Genomic DNA, 14937 nt, shown 5'->3' with positions numbered 1-14937 from the left:
AGCCACATGTGTTTCGAGAAGCCACCAAAAACGTTGCTTTTCGAAACACATGTGGCTTCTCGGTGCAATAAAAACAGCGCCCCGCACGCAGAACACACCAGCCCAAACGCTATTGATTCGCATCACAGGCCGGCGTTCTTAGGTATCCTTGGGGTAACACCCAGACAGAAGCCCGCCCTCCACCTCGAAAGGGGCCGCATGAAAACCTTCTGGACTAACCTACCCCTCACCATCCGCGCGGCAGTCATCTTCTGCTACGCCTACGCCGCGGTGCGCATCCTCAATCTCTTCGCTGAGGCAGGCACCGCACCGCTGACCCCACGCACGCTCCTCGACGGTGCCCTCACCGTCGCGGTCGTCGTCGGCGCTCTCGCCCTGTACCTGGGTAACGCGCTGGGTGCCGCCCTCCGTGCCCGGCGAGAAGGCTACGAGCCCCGCCCGGTCGGCATCATCGTCGCCTACGCCCTCTTCGTGGCGGTGTGCACCTACCTTGCCTACCGCCTCATCTCTTACACCGTGGAGGCGGGGCTCACCTGGCTCTTCCCGCCCGCCCTCGGCCCGGTTCTGACCGCCGTGGGCATGGCTGGTCTTGGCGTGATTAACTATGTGCGCCTCCGCCGCACCCGCAAGGACTAACCGGGGAATGGCACTACAAGAAACCCTGTAATTACAAAAAATCTCCCGCACCGGGTAGAGCACACCTTCACGGCATGCCCCCCAGTGCGGGAGATTTCTATATCAACGGAACGCCGCAGCCTTCACGCTACAGCGCCGCGTGCACCTTACAGGCTCTGTGCCTGAATTGCGGTGATCGCAACGGTGTTGATGATGTCCTCAACGGTGGTACCGCGGGACAGGTCGTTCACGGGCTTACGCAGACCCTGCAGAACCGGGCCCACAGCGGCAGCACCCGAAGACTGCTGAACAGCCTTGTAGGTGTTGTTACCGGTGTTCAGGTCGGGGAAGACGAACACGGTAGCCTGACCGGCGACCTCGCTGCCGGGCAGCTTGGTCGACGCAATGGACATGTTCGATGCAGCGTCGTACTGAATCGGGCCCTCGACCGCGAAGTCGGGGTTCGATGCGCGCACGAGCTCGGTTGCCTCACGCACAACGTCCACGTCCGCACCGGCGCCGGAGGTGCCGGTCGAGTAGGACAGCATAGCAACCTTGGGGGTGACGCCGAACTGGCGTGCAGTCTCTGCGGATGCCTTCGCAATGTCGGCGAGCTGCTCTGCGTTGGGGTTCGGGTTCACTGCGCAGTCGCCGTAGACCAGAACGCGGTCTTCCATCAGCATCAGGAAGACGGAGGAGACGATCTTGGTGCCGGGGCGGGTCTTGATGAACTCGAGCGAGGGGCGGATGGTGTTCGCGGTGGTGTTCACTGCACCGGAAACCATGCCGTCGGCGATGCCCTTGTAGACGAGCATGGTGCCGAAGTACGAGGGGTCGGTCATGCGCTCGCGAGCAGCCTCAATGGTGACGCCCTTGTGTGCACGCAGCTCAGCGTAGGTTGCTGCGAAGTCCTCGGTGTACTCGTTGTTTTCGATGTCGATGATACGAATGGTGCTGGGCAGTTCGATACCTTCGGCCCGGCAGATCTCTGCGATCTTGGCGGGGTTGCCGAGCAGGATCAGGTCGCAGAAGTCGCGGCGTGCAATGATTTCGGATGCACGCAGGATACGCACGTCGTAACCCTCGGGCAGGACCACGGAGCGGCGGTTTGCGCGTGCGGTCTCGATGAGGTTGTGCAGGAAGCGCAGCGGGGTCATGGATGCGGGGCGCTCAATTTCGAGGCGTGCCAGCAGTTCGTCCTTGTTGACGTGCTCGTCCCAGCCGCCCATTGCCGCTGCGAGCTTGCGCTGGTGGCCGCTTTCGAGGGTGCCGCGGACGCGGGAGACTGCGCGTGCAGACTTGAAGGTGTCCTTGGTGGTGGACAGCACGGGGAACGGCGCGTTGTCGATGAGGGAGCCGACTGCGGTGTTCTTGCCGGGCAGCGCGTCCAGGCCGCCGGTGAGCAGCACGCCGGAGGGTGCGGGGAAGGTCGGTGCCAGTGCGGATGCGAGGGTTGCTGCGACGATGTCTGCACGGTCGCCGGGGACGATGACGAAGTCGCCGTCGACGAACTGGTTGAGGAAGTTGGAGACGTTCATTGCTGCGACCTTGATGCCGTGGATGTCGCGGCTGAGGTCTTCTGCCTTGATGCCTTCGGTGTCGAGCTTGAGGGCTTCGGCAACTTCACCGACGGTGGGTGCGTTCAGTTCGGGGATTTCGGGCAGTACGTAGACGGGCAGGTTTGCGTCGCCGCGCTTGACGGACTTTTCGATTTCGTCGCGCAGTTCGGGTTCTGCACGGCCGACGATGATTGCGAGCAGGTCTACCTTGGAGGCGAGCAGTTCGGTGCGTGCCACGTCGACTGCGGTGACTGCTTCTTCGACGGTTTCTTCCTGTGCGCCGACGATTGCGACGACGGGCAGGCCAAGGTCACGTGCAATCTGGACGTTCAGGTCGAATTCGACTGAGAGCGCGTTGGCGGGCAGGTAGACGCCGTCGACGATTACGACGTCGCTGTTTGCTGCGACCTTTTCGTAGGCGGAGACTGCGCGTGCGGAGATTTCTTCGGTGTCGCCTTCTGCGATGAGTGCGAGTGCGTCGGTCATGGAGACTGCGCCGCCGACCTGCTCTTCGGTCAGGCCGAAGTGTTCACGGATGAGGCGTGCCATGGGGTCGTCGGAGATGGTTGCGCCGTCGAATACGGGGCGGAAGAAGCCGACGCGGTCTGCGCGCTTGATGAGGGAGTCTGCTAGACCCAGGGCTACGAGGGACTTGCCCGAGTTCTGGGACATAGCGGAGAGGTAAAGACCGGTGGTCATTGTTTTACTGTCCTTCTATGCGATGTTCGGCGCTGGGTCCCGCGGTTGCGCAGGGGTGTATGTGCTCCTGTGCGCGGGTGCGTCGAGCTTATATGTCATCTTCTATCTTAAGGCGTTGTGGGGGGCGGTGCCTAACAGGGGGTGCGGTGCGCTGCGTCATGTGGGTGGGCTGTTTCCCTGTTGTGGTGTGCCGTTTAGGGGTTGAGGATGCGCGTGTATCGGACGCTGTGGCCGGGCGCCCAGGAGCCGCGTGCTTGGAAGTACACGCCTTCGTTGCGGTAGCCGAGCCGCTCGTAGAAGGAGAGCGCTCGTTCGTTTTCTGCCATGACCCATAGGTAGGAGTTTTCGTCCGGGTAGATGACGGATTCGTAGAGTGCCTGTCCGAGCCCGGTGCCGTGCGTGTGGTTGAGGGTGTACAGGTGCACGAGTTTACGGGTGCCTGCGGGCAGTTCGGGGAGGTTGTCGGTACGTTCGAGTTCCCAGGAGGAGGGCTCACACAGGGAGAGCGCCAGGCCGACGGGCTTATCCCAGTCGATGCGTGCGCCGATGGAGCAGGAGAGCCCGCCGTCGGGGGTCCAGCCGGGCACCTCATAGGCGAAGAAGCCGCGCACGGTGGGGGAGGAGAGGTGGCGGTGGAAGTCTTCGAGGTATTCGTTGCGTTCGGCGCGGTGGCGGGCGGTGAAGCTTTCTCCGAGCGCGTCGAAGTAGATTGGGTCGTAGGTTTGCTCCATGCAGTCCAGCTGCAGGTTGACGTATTTTTCGGCGTCGGTCGGTTCAATCGGTGCGAGCGCGTAGCGGCCCTGACATACAAATCCCATGGGTTCTAGTCTACTCAGCCAGCCCCTGTGGAGGCGGGCTCCCGCGGGTGCGTACGCTAGGGGCGTGCGGGCTGTCGGTTAGGCTAGTGGGTATGGCGAAAAAGAGCAGGGCACCCAAGAAGTCCCAAAAGGCGCAGAAAGCCCAGAAGCAGCAGAAGAACCGCATCGACGATACCGAGAACACCCCCGTGCAGGGTGCCGCCGCTGGCGTGTACCCGATTTCTACGGGTGAGGCGGAGCTGGTCCCTGACGGCTACCATGCCGACGGCTGGCTGCTACTCATTAATGGTGTGCAGTCTTCCCACGTGATTGTGGGTGAGCCCCGCCAGCTGGATTTTGAGTACATGCGCTGGATTGCCGCGGTCGTCTCCTCGCACGTGGAGGAGCACCTGGACGCTGCGAAGCTGCGCATCACCCACCTGGGCGGCGGCGCGTGCTCGATGGCGCGCTATTTCGCTGACCTGTACCCGACCAGCCGCAACACGGTTGTTGAGCTGGATGCCAAGCTCGCCGAGTATGTGCGCGCCTGGTTCGATATCCCCAAGGCGCCGCGCGTGAAGATTCGTGTGGGTGAGGCGGGTGCCGTCACCGCGACCTTCGCGCCCGCATCCCGCGACGTGCTGATTCGTGACGTATTCGCCGGGGACACCACCCCCGAGGCGCTCACCACCGTCGAGTTCACCCGCACCGTCGCCGAGTCGCTGGCACCCGGTGGCCTGTACATCCTGAACTGCGGTGACGGGCCGGCGCTGACCGGTGCCCGCGCGGAGGCATCCGCCCTGCTTGAGGTGTTTGAGTACGTGTGCATTGTGGCGGATTCGGCAATGTTGAATGGCCGCCGCCGTGGCAACGTCATTATTGCCGGTTCGCACGCGCCCCTGCCGGAGGCTGGTTCCGTGCAGGCTGCCGCTATCGCCCGTGAGCTCATGGGTGGAGGCGTGCCCGCCCAGTACTGGGACACCGCGCGTGTACGCCAGTTCGTGAGGTAACGGTTTCAGCTGTTGCCTGGGTTTTCGGTGGCGGCCTTAAGTTTTCTGGTCATGGCTTAGGTCTTTCGGCCATGGCTTAGGTTTTTCGGTGATAGGTTAGTGACTTTGGTGGGGGCTTTTAACTACCGCCAAAGTCACTAACCTATCGCCAAATTCGGTGCCCCCTCCACAGCAGACGCTACTATAGTGGCATGCGATACACCTACCTTGGCCCCTCCGGCACCTTCACCGAATCCGCCCTGCTGAGCGTCCCCGGCGCATCCGACGCCGAACGGATCCCCGCCACCAGCGTGCCCGACGCGCTCGCACGCCTGAACGCGGGCGAGGCGGACGCCGCCATGGTGCCCATCGAAAACTCCGTGGAGGGCGGCGTGAGCGCCACCCTGGACGCTATCGCAGCCAGCGAGGGTGTACGCATCATCCGCGAGGTGCTCGTACCGATCCGCTTCGTGCTGGTCGCTGCAAAGCCCATCAGCATCGAAGACGTTAAGACCATCTCCACCCACTCGCACGCCTGGGCGCAGGTGCGCGGCTGGGCGCAGGAGAATGTGCCCACCGCCGCCTACCTGCCCGGCTCCTCCACCGCCGCGGCGGCTGTCGGCCTGCTCGAAGAGGGCTGCACCTACGATGCGGCAATCTGCTCCCCGGCGCTGCTGAACTACCACCCGGAACTGCACGTGTTGCAGGACAACATCGGCGACAACAAGAACGCCGTAACCCGCTTCGTGTTGCTCTCCCGCACCGCCGACATCCCCGAACCGACCGGCTCCGATAAGACCACCCTGACCGTGCCGCTGCCCACCAACCGCGCCGGCGCCCTGCTCGAACTGCTCGAACAGTTCTCCGTGCGCGGCGTGAACCTCTCCCGCATCGAATCGCGCCCCACCGGCGAAGGCATGGGCTCCTACTCGTTCAGCATCGACGCCGACGGCCACATCTACGAGGCACGCATGCGCGACGCCCTGCGCGGCCTGCACCGCGTCTCCCCGACGCTGAAATTCCTCGGCTCCTACCCGCGCGCCGACCACGAAAACACCGAAGTCGACAGCATCCACTCCGACGGCTCCTTCGACGCCGCACACGAATGGGTCGAGTCGCTCTTCCCGAACGGCCGCCCCGCACAGCTGCAGCGCCACTAGCAGCACCACTTACAACACCACCGGCGGCACCAAGCCGGCCGCCGCTAGACACCCCCGCACCTACCCGCGCCCCACCCGCGCAAACCCCGCCCACAACCCACCGCAAGATTAGGTAGGATAAAACAGTGATTGATATTAACCTCCTCCGCGAAAACCCCGACGTCTTCCGCGCCTCCCAGCGAGCACGCGGCAAGGACGAAACCCACGTCGACCGCATCCTCGAAGCCGACACCGCACGCCGCGCACTCATCGGCGAATACGAGACCCTGCGCGCCGAACAGAACGCCTTCGGCAAGACCGTCGCAAAGGCACCCAAGGAAGAAAAGCCCGCCCTCGTCGCACAGGCGAAGGAACTGGCAGCCCGCGTCAACGAAGCAAAGGCAGCCTCCGAAGCGAAAACCGCCGAATACGAGGAACTGATCAGCAGCATCGAAAACCTCATCATCGACGGCGTACCCGTCGGCGGCGAAGACGACTACGTAGTCGTCAAGGAAGTCGGCACCCCCCGCGACTTCACCATCGAAGGCTTCGAACCGCGCGACCACCTCGAAATCGGCGAACTCGTCGACGGCATCGACATGGCACGCGGCGCAAAGGTCTCCGGCGCACGCTTCTACTTCCTCAAGGGCCAGGTAGCACGCCTCGAACAGGCACTCATGTGGATGGCGCTCGACCTCGCAACCGAGCACGGCTTCACCATGATGACCACCCCCACCCTGGTACGCCCCGAAATCATGAACGGCACCGGCTTCAACGTCAAGCACGACGACGAAATCTACCGCCTCGAACGCGACGACCTGTACCTGGTCGGCACCTCCGAGGTGGCGCTCGCCGGCTACCACACCGACGAAATTCTTGACTTCGAGAAGGGCGCGAAGAAGTACCTGGGCTGGTCCTCCTGCTACCGCCGTGAGGCAGGCTCCGCAGGTAAGGACACCCGCGGCATCATTCGCGTGCACCAGTTCAACAAGGCTGAAATGTTCGTCTACTGCCCCGTCGAGCAGGCAGAAGAGATGCACGAGAAGCTGCTGTCCCTCGAAGAGGAAATGCTGCAGCGCTGCGGCCTCGCATACCGCGTGATTGACACCGCCGCAGGCGACCTGGGCACCTCCGCAGCCCGCAAGTTCGACTGCGAGGCGTGGGTCCCCACCCAGGGCACCTACCGCGAGCTGACCTCCACCTCGAACTGCACCACCTACCAGGCGCGCCGTCTGAACATCCGCGAGCGCACCCCGGATACCGTGGATGAGGCAGGCAACGTGCGTAAGGGCCGCACCCGCTCCGTAGCGACCCTGAACGGCACCCTGGCGACGACTCGCTGGGTGGTTGCCATCCTGGAGACTCACCAGCAGGCTGACGGCTCTGTACGTATTCCTGAGGCTCTTCGCCCCTACATGGGCGGCGCTGAGGTCATCCCGGCTATCGCTGAATAAGGGATGCCTGCTGGAGTGAGTCTCCACTCCGGCGGGGGATTTGGTGCCTCGCGCGCTCGGAATCCCCCACCTCCGTCCCACCAGCAGGCTGATGGTTCTGTTGTGATTCCTGAGGCTCTTCGCCCGTATATGGGTGGCGCCGAGGTTATCCCGGCAGTCGCTGCTGAGTAATCTCACAACCAGCTGAAAAACCCGCTCACCGCGTAAACGGTGGGCGGGTTTTTGCGTGGGCAGGTAGTCTAAGAACTATGCCTCTTTACCGTAAACTCCTTGGTGTTTCTGCGGCGGCGGCGCTGACCGCCTCCGCCACTGGTGCCCGCAAGAAGGCGCGCCGACGCGCTATCGAACTGGGTGCGCCCTTCGGCGTTCTGCCGACCCTGCCTACCGGCCCCAGTCGTCGCGTGGGCGTGGTGTACAACCCGAGCAAGCCCGGCGTTGCGGTGGCTATTGAGATTCTGGAACGTATCCTCGCGGCGAACGGCCACCCGAAGGCGCTGGTGCGCACCACCCGCGTGGACGAGCCCGGCTCAGAGGCCGCCCGCGAGCTGATTGCCGAGGGCGTTGACCTGCTGATTGCCGCAGGTGGTGACGGCACGGTGCGTGCCGTGGCGGCGGCGCTGGCGCATCACGAGGGGCCCAAGCCGCGCCTGGGTATTCTGCCGATGGGCACCGGCAACCTGCTGGCGCGCAACCTGTACATCCCGGTGAGTGACGTGGCGGCGTGCGTGAATATTGCGCTCAACGGCGCGGGTCAGGACGTTGACGCGATTGAGATGACGACTACGGGCACCACCGGCGAAGAAACCGAACACACGTTCTTTGTGATGAGTGGTGCCGGCTTCGACGCGCTCGTCATGAACGACACGAACGAGGAGATTAAGGCGAAGTTCGGCTGGGTGGCGTATGTGCAGTCCGGCATGAAGCATATGCTGGGCAGGTCGCATCCGGTGCGCATCAGCGTGGACGGTGGGGAGCCCCGCATCCTGCCCATGCGTTCGGTGCTGATTGCGAATTGTGGCCGCTTGCAGGGCGGTATTCGCCTGGCGGATATGACGGATGTGCACGACGGCAAGCTTGAGGTGATTGTGGCGTCCCCGCGTGACCTGGTGGAGTGGGGCCTGCTGATGGCGAAGGTTACGCGCCGCACGATTCTGGGTTCGCCGCGCATTGAGCTACCGGTGATTCGCCACCTGGTGGGGTCTGAGGTGGTGTTGGAGTTCCCGGATGGTGCGCAGCCGGTTGAGGTGGATGGCGACCCGGCACCGTCGGCGTACCGCATTAGCGCACGTGTGCTGCCTGCCGCCGTGGAGGTGGCGGTCCACCCCGAGGTGCTTTAGCGGGCTAAACGTATAAACGCGGTGGGGCACGACCTGATGAAAGGTCGTGCCCCACCGCGTTTTTATCGGTTGTGCCGGTTTTTAGTTTTTAGGCTTCCCAGGTAATGAACTCGTCGGGGTCAACGTTGCTAATTCCAGGAATAGTCGTGGGAGCCCAGTAGTGCCAGTCACCGTCGTGCCACTCCATGACTGCATCCCAACTACGGTATGCGCCTGAGGGAATCTGGAAGAGCAGACGCACAGTCGCGCGCTCCGGGGTGTAGGAGATATAGCGGTAGCCAGCAATACGCACTACAGTGCGGGTTTTAGTATCTTTCAGTCGGTCCTCACGAATTTTTTCAGCACCCGGACCAACGACAGTCGGCATATAGGCTTCTGGTGCCTCGTTAATCTCGATGGTTGCCCACATAGCAGCGTAGAGCGCACCCTCAGCTGAATGTTCAAAGCAGTTGCGAATCGGGGAGTTTGCCATGGGGCCGGCAGTCTTCGAGACAGGGCCAATCCAACCCTCATCGGTGGTTACCCACGTGGTGTCCTTGGGGGCGGTATCCAGTACCGCCTGGTCGTCTGAGGCGCCAGCACCGCAGGTGCCTGCCGCTACCGTTGAGGTGGCCTTCGACTGAGCCGCACCGTTCGAGCCGCCCGAAGCGGAGGTGTTGGAATTATCGCCGCCGCGCGGAATCAGCACGATGACCAGTACAACGAGGAGGGCGACGACAGCTGCTGCCAGTCCGAAAGCCCAGCGGGGGATAGTTACTCCGCCCTTGTTCTCCATAACAATCTCCAAAATACGTAGACCCCACAATTCGGGGCGCGACAAACCCACCCCCAGCAGGAGGGCAGAGATTGAATGAGTGATGAGAAACTATGCGGTACCGCAGGAAAAGCATCTGAGCCAGAACACAACATCGAGGACTGCAAGACGCAAAAACACGGCGGCACATATTTATCGGTGTCAAAAGATACCCTATCATGCCTACAGATATCCTGCAGGCGCTCGCCCTGAGCTACCATGATATGAGCTGGACTGCACGAAAAAGAACCGAATTCATACCGCTAATCCGGTACCTAACCGTGCACCCACTATGCGTCAACGCCCGACGCAGACACCAACCGCAGGCGGTCGCAACGCTACACAGCCCAGCATATGCCCCGCCTAGACGCATCACACCGATACATAGATACCGTTCATCAGAGAAAGCCCCTCTCCATGACCCGCAAAATCACCGCAACCGCCGCTGCCCTCGCACTGCTCGCTACCGGCTGCTCTGCTAGCACCGATAGCTCCGCACCGGGCGGAACCCTCATCACCAGCGGAACCTCTACCGCCACCAGCACCCCCACCCCCAGCTCTACTACTCCTGCACCCGCAACCACCACCGCAGGCCGCACCCCCACCGTCACCGAGGTGACCGCCTCCCCGAGCGCGACGGAAAGCACCACCGCGGCATCCACCACTGCGGCAGCGACCCCGACCCCGACCGTGAGCCTTGACCCTTCACCCCTGGCGGGAACCGGTGGTGGACCCCAGCAGCCCTCCAGCGTTCCTACCCTCAATAGCATCACTGACGAAGACCGTGGTCGCGCGCTTGAAACCGCGAAAGCAATTGTCACCGCCTACACCAGCGGCAAGCCGTACAAGGAATGGTCAGAAGAGCTTTACCCCATGATTGATCCCAAACTGCAAAACCAGTATGGACCTAACTCTCGTATTGATATTTTCAAGGGAACCGTCACCAATGCTGAACTGGTTGATGACCCGACCCTGAAGGTTCCTGGTGGCGACAACCCCTACTGGCTCACGGTTTGTGTGAAGGTCGAAGGAAGTATCAGCCCCGCCTACTATGTGCGGTTGCACCGTACCGCGGAGCGGCCCGACAAGTGGAAGGCGTCTCATATCCTTGAGCCGCAGGGCTTCAACAGCTTTGTGAAGGAACGAATGAAGGAACAGAACAAATAAGCGGTGGGTGCGGCTTCCCACTAGGATGCGCCCCTGCAGGGGTCTAAATCGGGGGAGCCCATCCGGCACCCTAACTACCTATTTGTGACCTGGATTATGAAAGAAATCGCGGATTTTTTCACTATTTCCTGAAAATCAGGAGGATAATGAAAAAAACCGCGATTTTTTACACCATCAAGGAGGGTACACGTGAACACCACCGGCACAAGGTACCGCACCCTCAAAAGCATCTTCCACGAACGCGGCAAAGCCGCCGCACAAACCGAACTGCAGGCACGCCGCAACGGCCACTCCACCTACCTCCTCAACGAATTCACGGTAGGGGAGCACCCCCTGTTCTACCTGGCAGACCGCACTGCGCTCGCAGCCTTTGAACGCATCATGCGCCGTGAACGGCACATCGAACAGCTGAGCTCCCAACTGCCCAGCATCGCTATGCAAAGCTACCTACTCGACCTGGCAGTACGCAGTATCGTGGCGTCCGACCGCATCGAGGGCGTGCACACCACACGCCAGCTCATCTCTGAGGCACTCACCTCCGGCGACAGCGAGGACCCCCGCGCCAAGCGCGCCGTCGAATTCGTGAACCTCCTCAAGGACCTGGGGGCAGGCCGCCCACCCTCCACAGTTGAGCAGGTGCGCAGCCTCTACGACACGCTACTCGGAGGGCACCTCGCGGAAGAAGACCGCCCAGACGGGGCTCTATTCCGCACCAAACCCGTGGTTATTCACGACAACACACGCGAAAATCACCGCGCCCCCGACAGCGAAGCAACCATCATCGCCAACGTGCAGGTTGCACTCAACCACGCCCTCAACCCGAACGTGCCGGCGCTATTCTCCGCAATCGCCACGCATTTCATGGTGGAGTACACGCACCCTTTCTACGACGGCAACGGCCGCCTGGGCAGGTACCTGCTGGTAGCCTACCTGGGGCAGACGCTCACCCGGCTGACGACCCTCACCCTGCCGAGCACGCTCAACATTCAGAAGAGCCGCTACTACAAGGCGTTTAGCGCGGCGGAAGAACCCCTCAACTACGGTGAGGTGACCGGTTTTCTGCATGTTTTTCTGGGGCTGATCGAGCAGGCTCAGGAGCACCTGGTAGACGAACTGGAGTCACGCGACCGTGCGTGGCGTGCCCTGGGCAGGCGTATCGCTGAGCTGGAGGGCAGCCGCACCTGGACGGGTGGCACCCCCGGGCTGACTTCGAAGAAGCTTGATGATGTTCTGCGGCTGCTGTACCTGCTGGGGCAGGTGCAGATTTTCCGTGCGCCAGTCGCCCCCACCTCAAGCGAGCTACAGGAGGTGTTGGGTGTTACGGCGCCGACTCTGCGCGATAGACTCAAACTGCTGCAGGGGCTTGGGCTTGTTGAGGGTGTGAAGGCTGGCCGCACGATGCGCTGGTCCCTCACCGAGGCGGGAACCGCCCTGCTAGACTTGCCCGCCGTTGATGATGACGAAGAATAGCCCACGAGCATAAGAAACAGGGGAGGGGACGCACCGGAGTGCGTCCCCTCCCCTAAAAACTGTTGTTTCCCGTAACTCCTAGTAGTGGTAGTGATAGTGATAACGAGGAGTCGAGGCAGCCACCGCGGTAGCTGTAGTCGCTGCCAGAATGCCGGTAAGCAGAACGTTCGCCTTGCGCTGTTCATACAGCTGCTGATTCATCAGGTCCTCCACAATAGCGTTATGGATTCGCTGCTCCTCAGCCTGCTGCTCCATGCTGAGGCGAACCCACAGCTCGTGCTTCTCCTTCTCGAACAGGTTCAGCGCATCCTGCAGGGTGAAGGACCGACCCTGCCGCACGTACTTGTACAGGCTGTCCGAGGCGTACGGGTACAGGTAGTCTTCCGGGTACCAGTGGGAGAAACGCTCCATGTACTCCTTATGTACCTTCGATAGTTCCGCACGTGCCGGGTCCTCATACTCGCGCCACACAGATTCGTTGTGTGCCTGGCGTTTCAGGTTCTCTCGCTCCACACTCATCATTGCCAGCGGGTAGATGCCGAAGTACTTCCACAGCCACCAGGCAACCGCGATAGCAGCGGCAGAAACCAACGCCGGGACGTGGATGGTGTGCCACGGAATGTCGCTGGAGTGAATCTGCGGGTTAGCGACAAGATACCGCAGGTACGTCACCATCATGATGAGGGCACTAATAAGGTACGTCCAGGCGAGGACCTTCACGAAAGCTACAAAGAGCTTAGTGATTTTGATGCGAGGCGGGTTAGGCACAGCGGTAACGTACGACTCCTGGGCGCTCTTCAAAGAAGCCGCCCAGGGTGCTGCGCGATCCACCAGCTGCTTGACCTGGCGGAGGTGTTCCAGCAGGTCCTGACGCTGATGCATCTGCTCCTGCGGAATCGGGGAATGAGTGGATGGTGCCGGGATGGGGGTGGGACTACTGGACGACATGGGGGTCTGCGACATTGGTGTGCCCTTTTCGTAGTGTGAATCGGTGTTTTATTCAGCCGGTGCGGCGGTTTCAGCTCTGACTAGGCGGCTTTCCAGGTGACGTACTTGCCCTTGTCATATTCGTCAGTCACCTGCGGCTGCTCGGCGGGAACCCACAGAGCCCAGTCGCCGTTGTGCCATTCCAGGGTCGTCTCAAAGTAACGGTAGGTACCTGACGGGGTCTGAAAGAGAATGCGGATGACTGCGCGTTCCGGGGTGTACGACATGTAGCGATACCCCATGATACGAACCACGGTGCGGGTCTTCGTGTCCTGCAGACGTTCCTTGGTGATTTGCTCAGCGCCGGGTCCGATGACGGTCGGCATGTACGCCTCCGGGCTGTCATTAACATGGATGACCGCCCACGCGGCTGCGTACAGGGCACCCTGCGCAGAGTGCTCAAAACAGCTGCGAATAGGGGACTCTACAACGGGGCCGGCGGTCTGCGAGACGGGTCCGGTCCACCCCGACTCGGTGGTCACCCACTGGGTGTCTTTCGGGGCGGTTTTCAGGACGGTCTTGTCTGCGGATGCTCCAGCACCGCACGTGCCGGGCTCAATCACGACGCCGGGTTTAGCTTCTAGGGTTTCGTTGGGGGAGGCGCCTCCTCGCGGCACCCACAGGAGGGTGAGCCCGAGGAGTAGCAGGCCAATGATGTAGAAGAACCCGATGAGCGCGCGGGGAATGGCTGGACCTGATGCGGTGTTATATGTTTTCACGAGTCTCCAATCGTATCTTCCCGGCGGTGGGTTATAGACTGAGCCAGCCCCTCGGCGCTGGGGGCGGTGTTTACTGGTTGAGAGTGAGTGGAGACAGTAGAGCATCCCCATGTGAGGTGCCGCCTTAGGAAGCGGAATCACCGGCTACTGGGTGCTCTCATATGAGCGTCAAAAGATACCCTAGCATGCCTACCGTCAGGGCGCTGAGCGGACGGTCATTCTCTCATGAAGAGAGCGCGAGACAAGAAAAGGCGCACCCCGTGGGGCGCGCCTTTCTGCTGGTTAATTCAGCATGTCGAAGAGACCCGCTGGCGGTTCCTTAATCGGGAACGCATCTCGCGCATAGCTGGCAGAGTCGTGGAATCTATCTTTGCAGTCGCCAGCACCTCGGCAAGGCGTGCACTCCTGCCGGTGTCCTGACCCTCAAAACGCGCCTCCACGAACTCATCACGCAAACCCGCCGCCACCGCATACGGTCATTTTGGCGGTGCCCTCCCCAGAATGACCGCGGGCAGTGCCTGTTTTCGGCACCTGGGTTAGGCTGGAATATACGAGGTGCCTCGCAACGCTTGGGAGGGGGCTTCGGCACATGGATGTCGCTGAAACACCCCGCCTTCACAATAACCCTAGTATCTTGAAAGCGGGGTACCTTCAATCCTAGACGTAAGTAGTAGTCGTGACCTACCTGAAGAGTAACGCCTGGTATCTTGGTATCTTTGCCGTTGTCGTAGTGTGCTCACCCCTTGCCCCTGCCGCGTGCCTGCCGATTTGCGCGGTCTTCATCCTGGCTTTCGGAATTGAAACGGCGGCGCACCGCGCCCGAAAGCGTAACCGCCGCGTCTAAAATCCCACAAGAAAAACGTAGAGGGATCCCGCCCACGGGGTAGTGGGCGGCTCCTGCTGACAGACAATCACCAACCCCACCTGCGAGGAGAACATACAGTGTCAGATCGTTTTGACCTGCACCTGCGCTACCCCGAACTATTCGAGCCGCTCACCGAAGAGCAGCGCCGCAACATCATGCAGCCCCTCGCCTCATCCTGGCTTGAGGGCGACAACCCCACCCGCGAAGACGTCACGCTACTCATCGACTACGAGCTCGGGCGAATCACCGCGGAAGAATACGACTGGCAGGCACTAGCGAAGGCGCTCGCTTACCAGGTGCTGACAAGCCAAAACGTGGACCAGCACGCAGAGGAGGGCGAATAAACC

General features: G+C 61.6%; 14 protein-coding genes. 9 read left to right on the top strand and 5 right to left on the bottom strand.

Going from position 1 to position 14937, the window contains the following annotated elements:
• Positions 1 to 198: 198 nt before the first annotated feature.
• Positions 199 to 636 (top strand): hypothetical protein, encoded by a 438-nt coding sequence (locus HMPREF2879_RS01675; protein WP_049353188.1) that lies wholly within the window; start codon positions 199 to 201, stop codon positions 634 to 636.
• A 146-nt stretch (positions 637 to 782) separates the two neighbouring features.
• Here the strand turns inward: HMPREF2879_RS01675 and pta are convergent, their stop codons facing one another.
• Together pta and HMPREF2879_RS01665 are read right to left on the bottom strand one after the other, a co-directional pair.
• Positions 783 to 2873 carry a phosphate acetyltransferase gene (gene pta / locus HMPREF2879_RS01670; RefSeq protein WP_070593238.1) on the bottom strand — a complete coding sequence of 697 codons (2091 nt, stop codon included), beginning with the start codon at positions 2871 to 2873 and terminating at the stop codon, positions 783 to 785.
• A 194-nt stretch (positions 2874 to 3067) separates the two neighbouring features.
• Positions 3068 to 3691 carry a GNAT family N-acetyltransferase gene (locus HMPREF2879_RS01665; protein WP_070634674.1) on the bottom strand — a complete coding sequence of 208 codons (624 nt, stop codon included), beginning with the start codon at positions 3689 to 3691 and terminating at the stop codon, positions 3068 to 3070.
• Between the two features lie 92 nt (positions 3692 to 3783).
• Here HMPREF2879_RS01665 and HMPREF2879_RS01660 point away from each other — a divergent pair, with 92 nt between their 5' ends.
• From HMPREF2879_RS01660 to HMPREF2879_RS01645, 4 genes are all read left to right on the top strand, one after another.
• Entirely contained in the window at positions 3784 to 4680 is an 897-nt protein-coding gene (locus HMPREF2879_RS01660; protein WP_070634673.1) for a spermidine synthase, read from the top strand.
• A gap of 191 nt (positions 4681 to 4871) precedes the next feature.
• A complete protein-coding gene (gene pheA / locus HMPREF2879_RS01655; RefSeq protein ID WP_070634672.1) occupies positions 4872 to 5819 on the top strand; it encodes a prephenate dehydratase in 948 nt (315 codons plus the stop codon).
• 125 nt (positions 5820 to 5944) lie between these two features.
• The gene (serS, locus tag HMPREF2879_RS01650; RefSeq protein WP_070634671.1) at positions 5945 to 7252 is read left to right on the top strand and encodes a serine--tRNA ligase; all 1308 of its coding nucleotides are present in this window, start codon (positions 5945 to 5947) and stop codon (positions 7250 to 7252) included.
• A gap of 248 nt (positions 7253 to 7500) precedes the next feature.
• The gene (locus HMPREF2879_RS01645) at positions 7501 to 8589 is read left to right on the top strand and encodes a diacylglycerol/lipid kinase family protein (RefSeq protein WP_070634670.1); all 1089 of its coding nucleotides are present in this window, start codon (positions 7501 to 7503) and stop codon (positions 8587 to 8589) included.
• 88 nt (positions 8590 to 8677) lie between these two features.
• Here the strand turns inward: HMPREF2879_RS01645 and HMPREF2879_RS01640 are convergent, their stop codons facing one another.
• Entirely contained in the window at positions 8678 to 9364 is a 687-nt protein-coding gene (locus tag HMPREF2879_RS01640; protein WP_070634669.1) for a DUF8175 domain-containg protein, read from the bottom strand.
• Positions 9365 to 9799: 435 nt separating this feature from the next.
• Between HMPREF2879_RS01640 and HMPREF2879_RS01635 the strand changes: the two genes are divergently transcribed.
• Entirely contained in the window at positions 9800 to 10549 is a 750-nt protein-coding gene (locus tag HMPREF2879_RS01635; RefSeq protein ID WP_070634668.1) for a carbonic anhydrase, read from the top strand.
• A gap of 189 nt (positions 10550 to 10738) precedes the next feature.
• Positions 10739 to 12019 carry a Fic family protein gene (locus tag HMPREF2879_RS01630; protein ID WP_070634667.1) on the top strand — a complete coding sequence of 427 codons (1281 nt, stop codon included), beginning with the start codon at positions 10739 to 10741 and terminating at the stop codon, positions 12017 to 12019.
• A gap of 78 nt (positions 12020 to 12097) precedes the next feature.
• Here the strand turns inward: HMPREF2879_RS01630 and HMPREF2879_RS01625 are convergent, their stop codons facing one another.
• The gene (locus tag HMPREF2879_RS01625; RefSeq protein WP_141753017.1) at positions 12098 to 12982 is read right to left on the bottom strand and encodes a hypothetical protein; all 885 of its coding nucleotides are present in this window, start codon (positions 12980 to 12982) and stop codon (positions 12098 to 12100) included.
• A gap of 65 nt (positions 12983 to 13047) precedes the next feature.
• Complete coding sequence (locus HMPREF2879_RS01620; RefSeq protein ID WP_005504289.1) at positions 13048 to 13725, bottom strand: DUF8175 domain-containg protein; 678 nt, start codon at positions 13723 to 13725, stop codon at positions 13048 to 13050.
• Between the two features lie 676 nt (positions 13726 to 14401).
• Between HMPREF2879_RS01620 and HMPREF2879_RS09400 the strand changes: the two genes are divergently transcribed.
• Positions 14402 to 14569 (top strand): hypothetical protein, encoded by a 168-nt coding sequence (locus HMPREF2879_RS09400; RefSeq protein WP_168165094.1) that lies wholly within the window; start codon positions 14402 to 14404, stop codon positions 14567 to 14569.
• A 98-nt stretch (positions 14570 to 14667) separates the two neighbouring features.
• Complete coding sequence (locus HMPREF2879_RS01615) at positions 14668 to 14934, top strand: antitoxin VbhA family protein (protein ID WP_070634665.1); 267 nt, start codon at positions 14668 to 14670, stop codon at positions 14932 to 14934.
• Positions 14935 to 14937 lie beyond the last annotated feature (3 nt).

The organism is Rothia sp. HMSC069C04 (assembly GCF_001812895.1).
Classification (GTDB): domain Bacteria; phylum Actinomycetota; class Actinomycetes; order Actinomycetales; family Micrococcaceae; genus Rothia.
The sequence above is the reverse complement of the archived record's forward strand: the minus strand, read 5'-3'. Positions and strand labels throughout refer to the sequence as shown.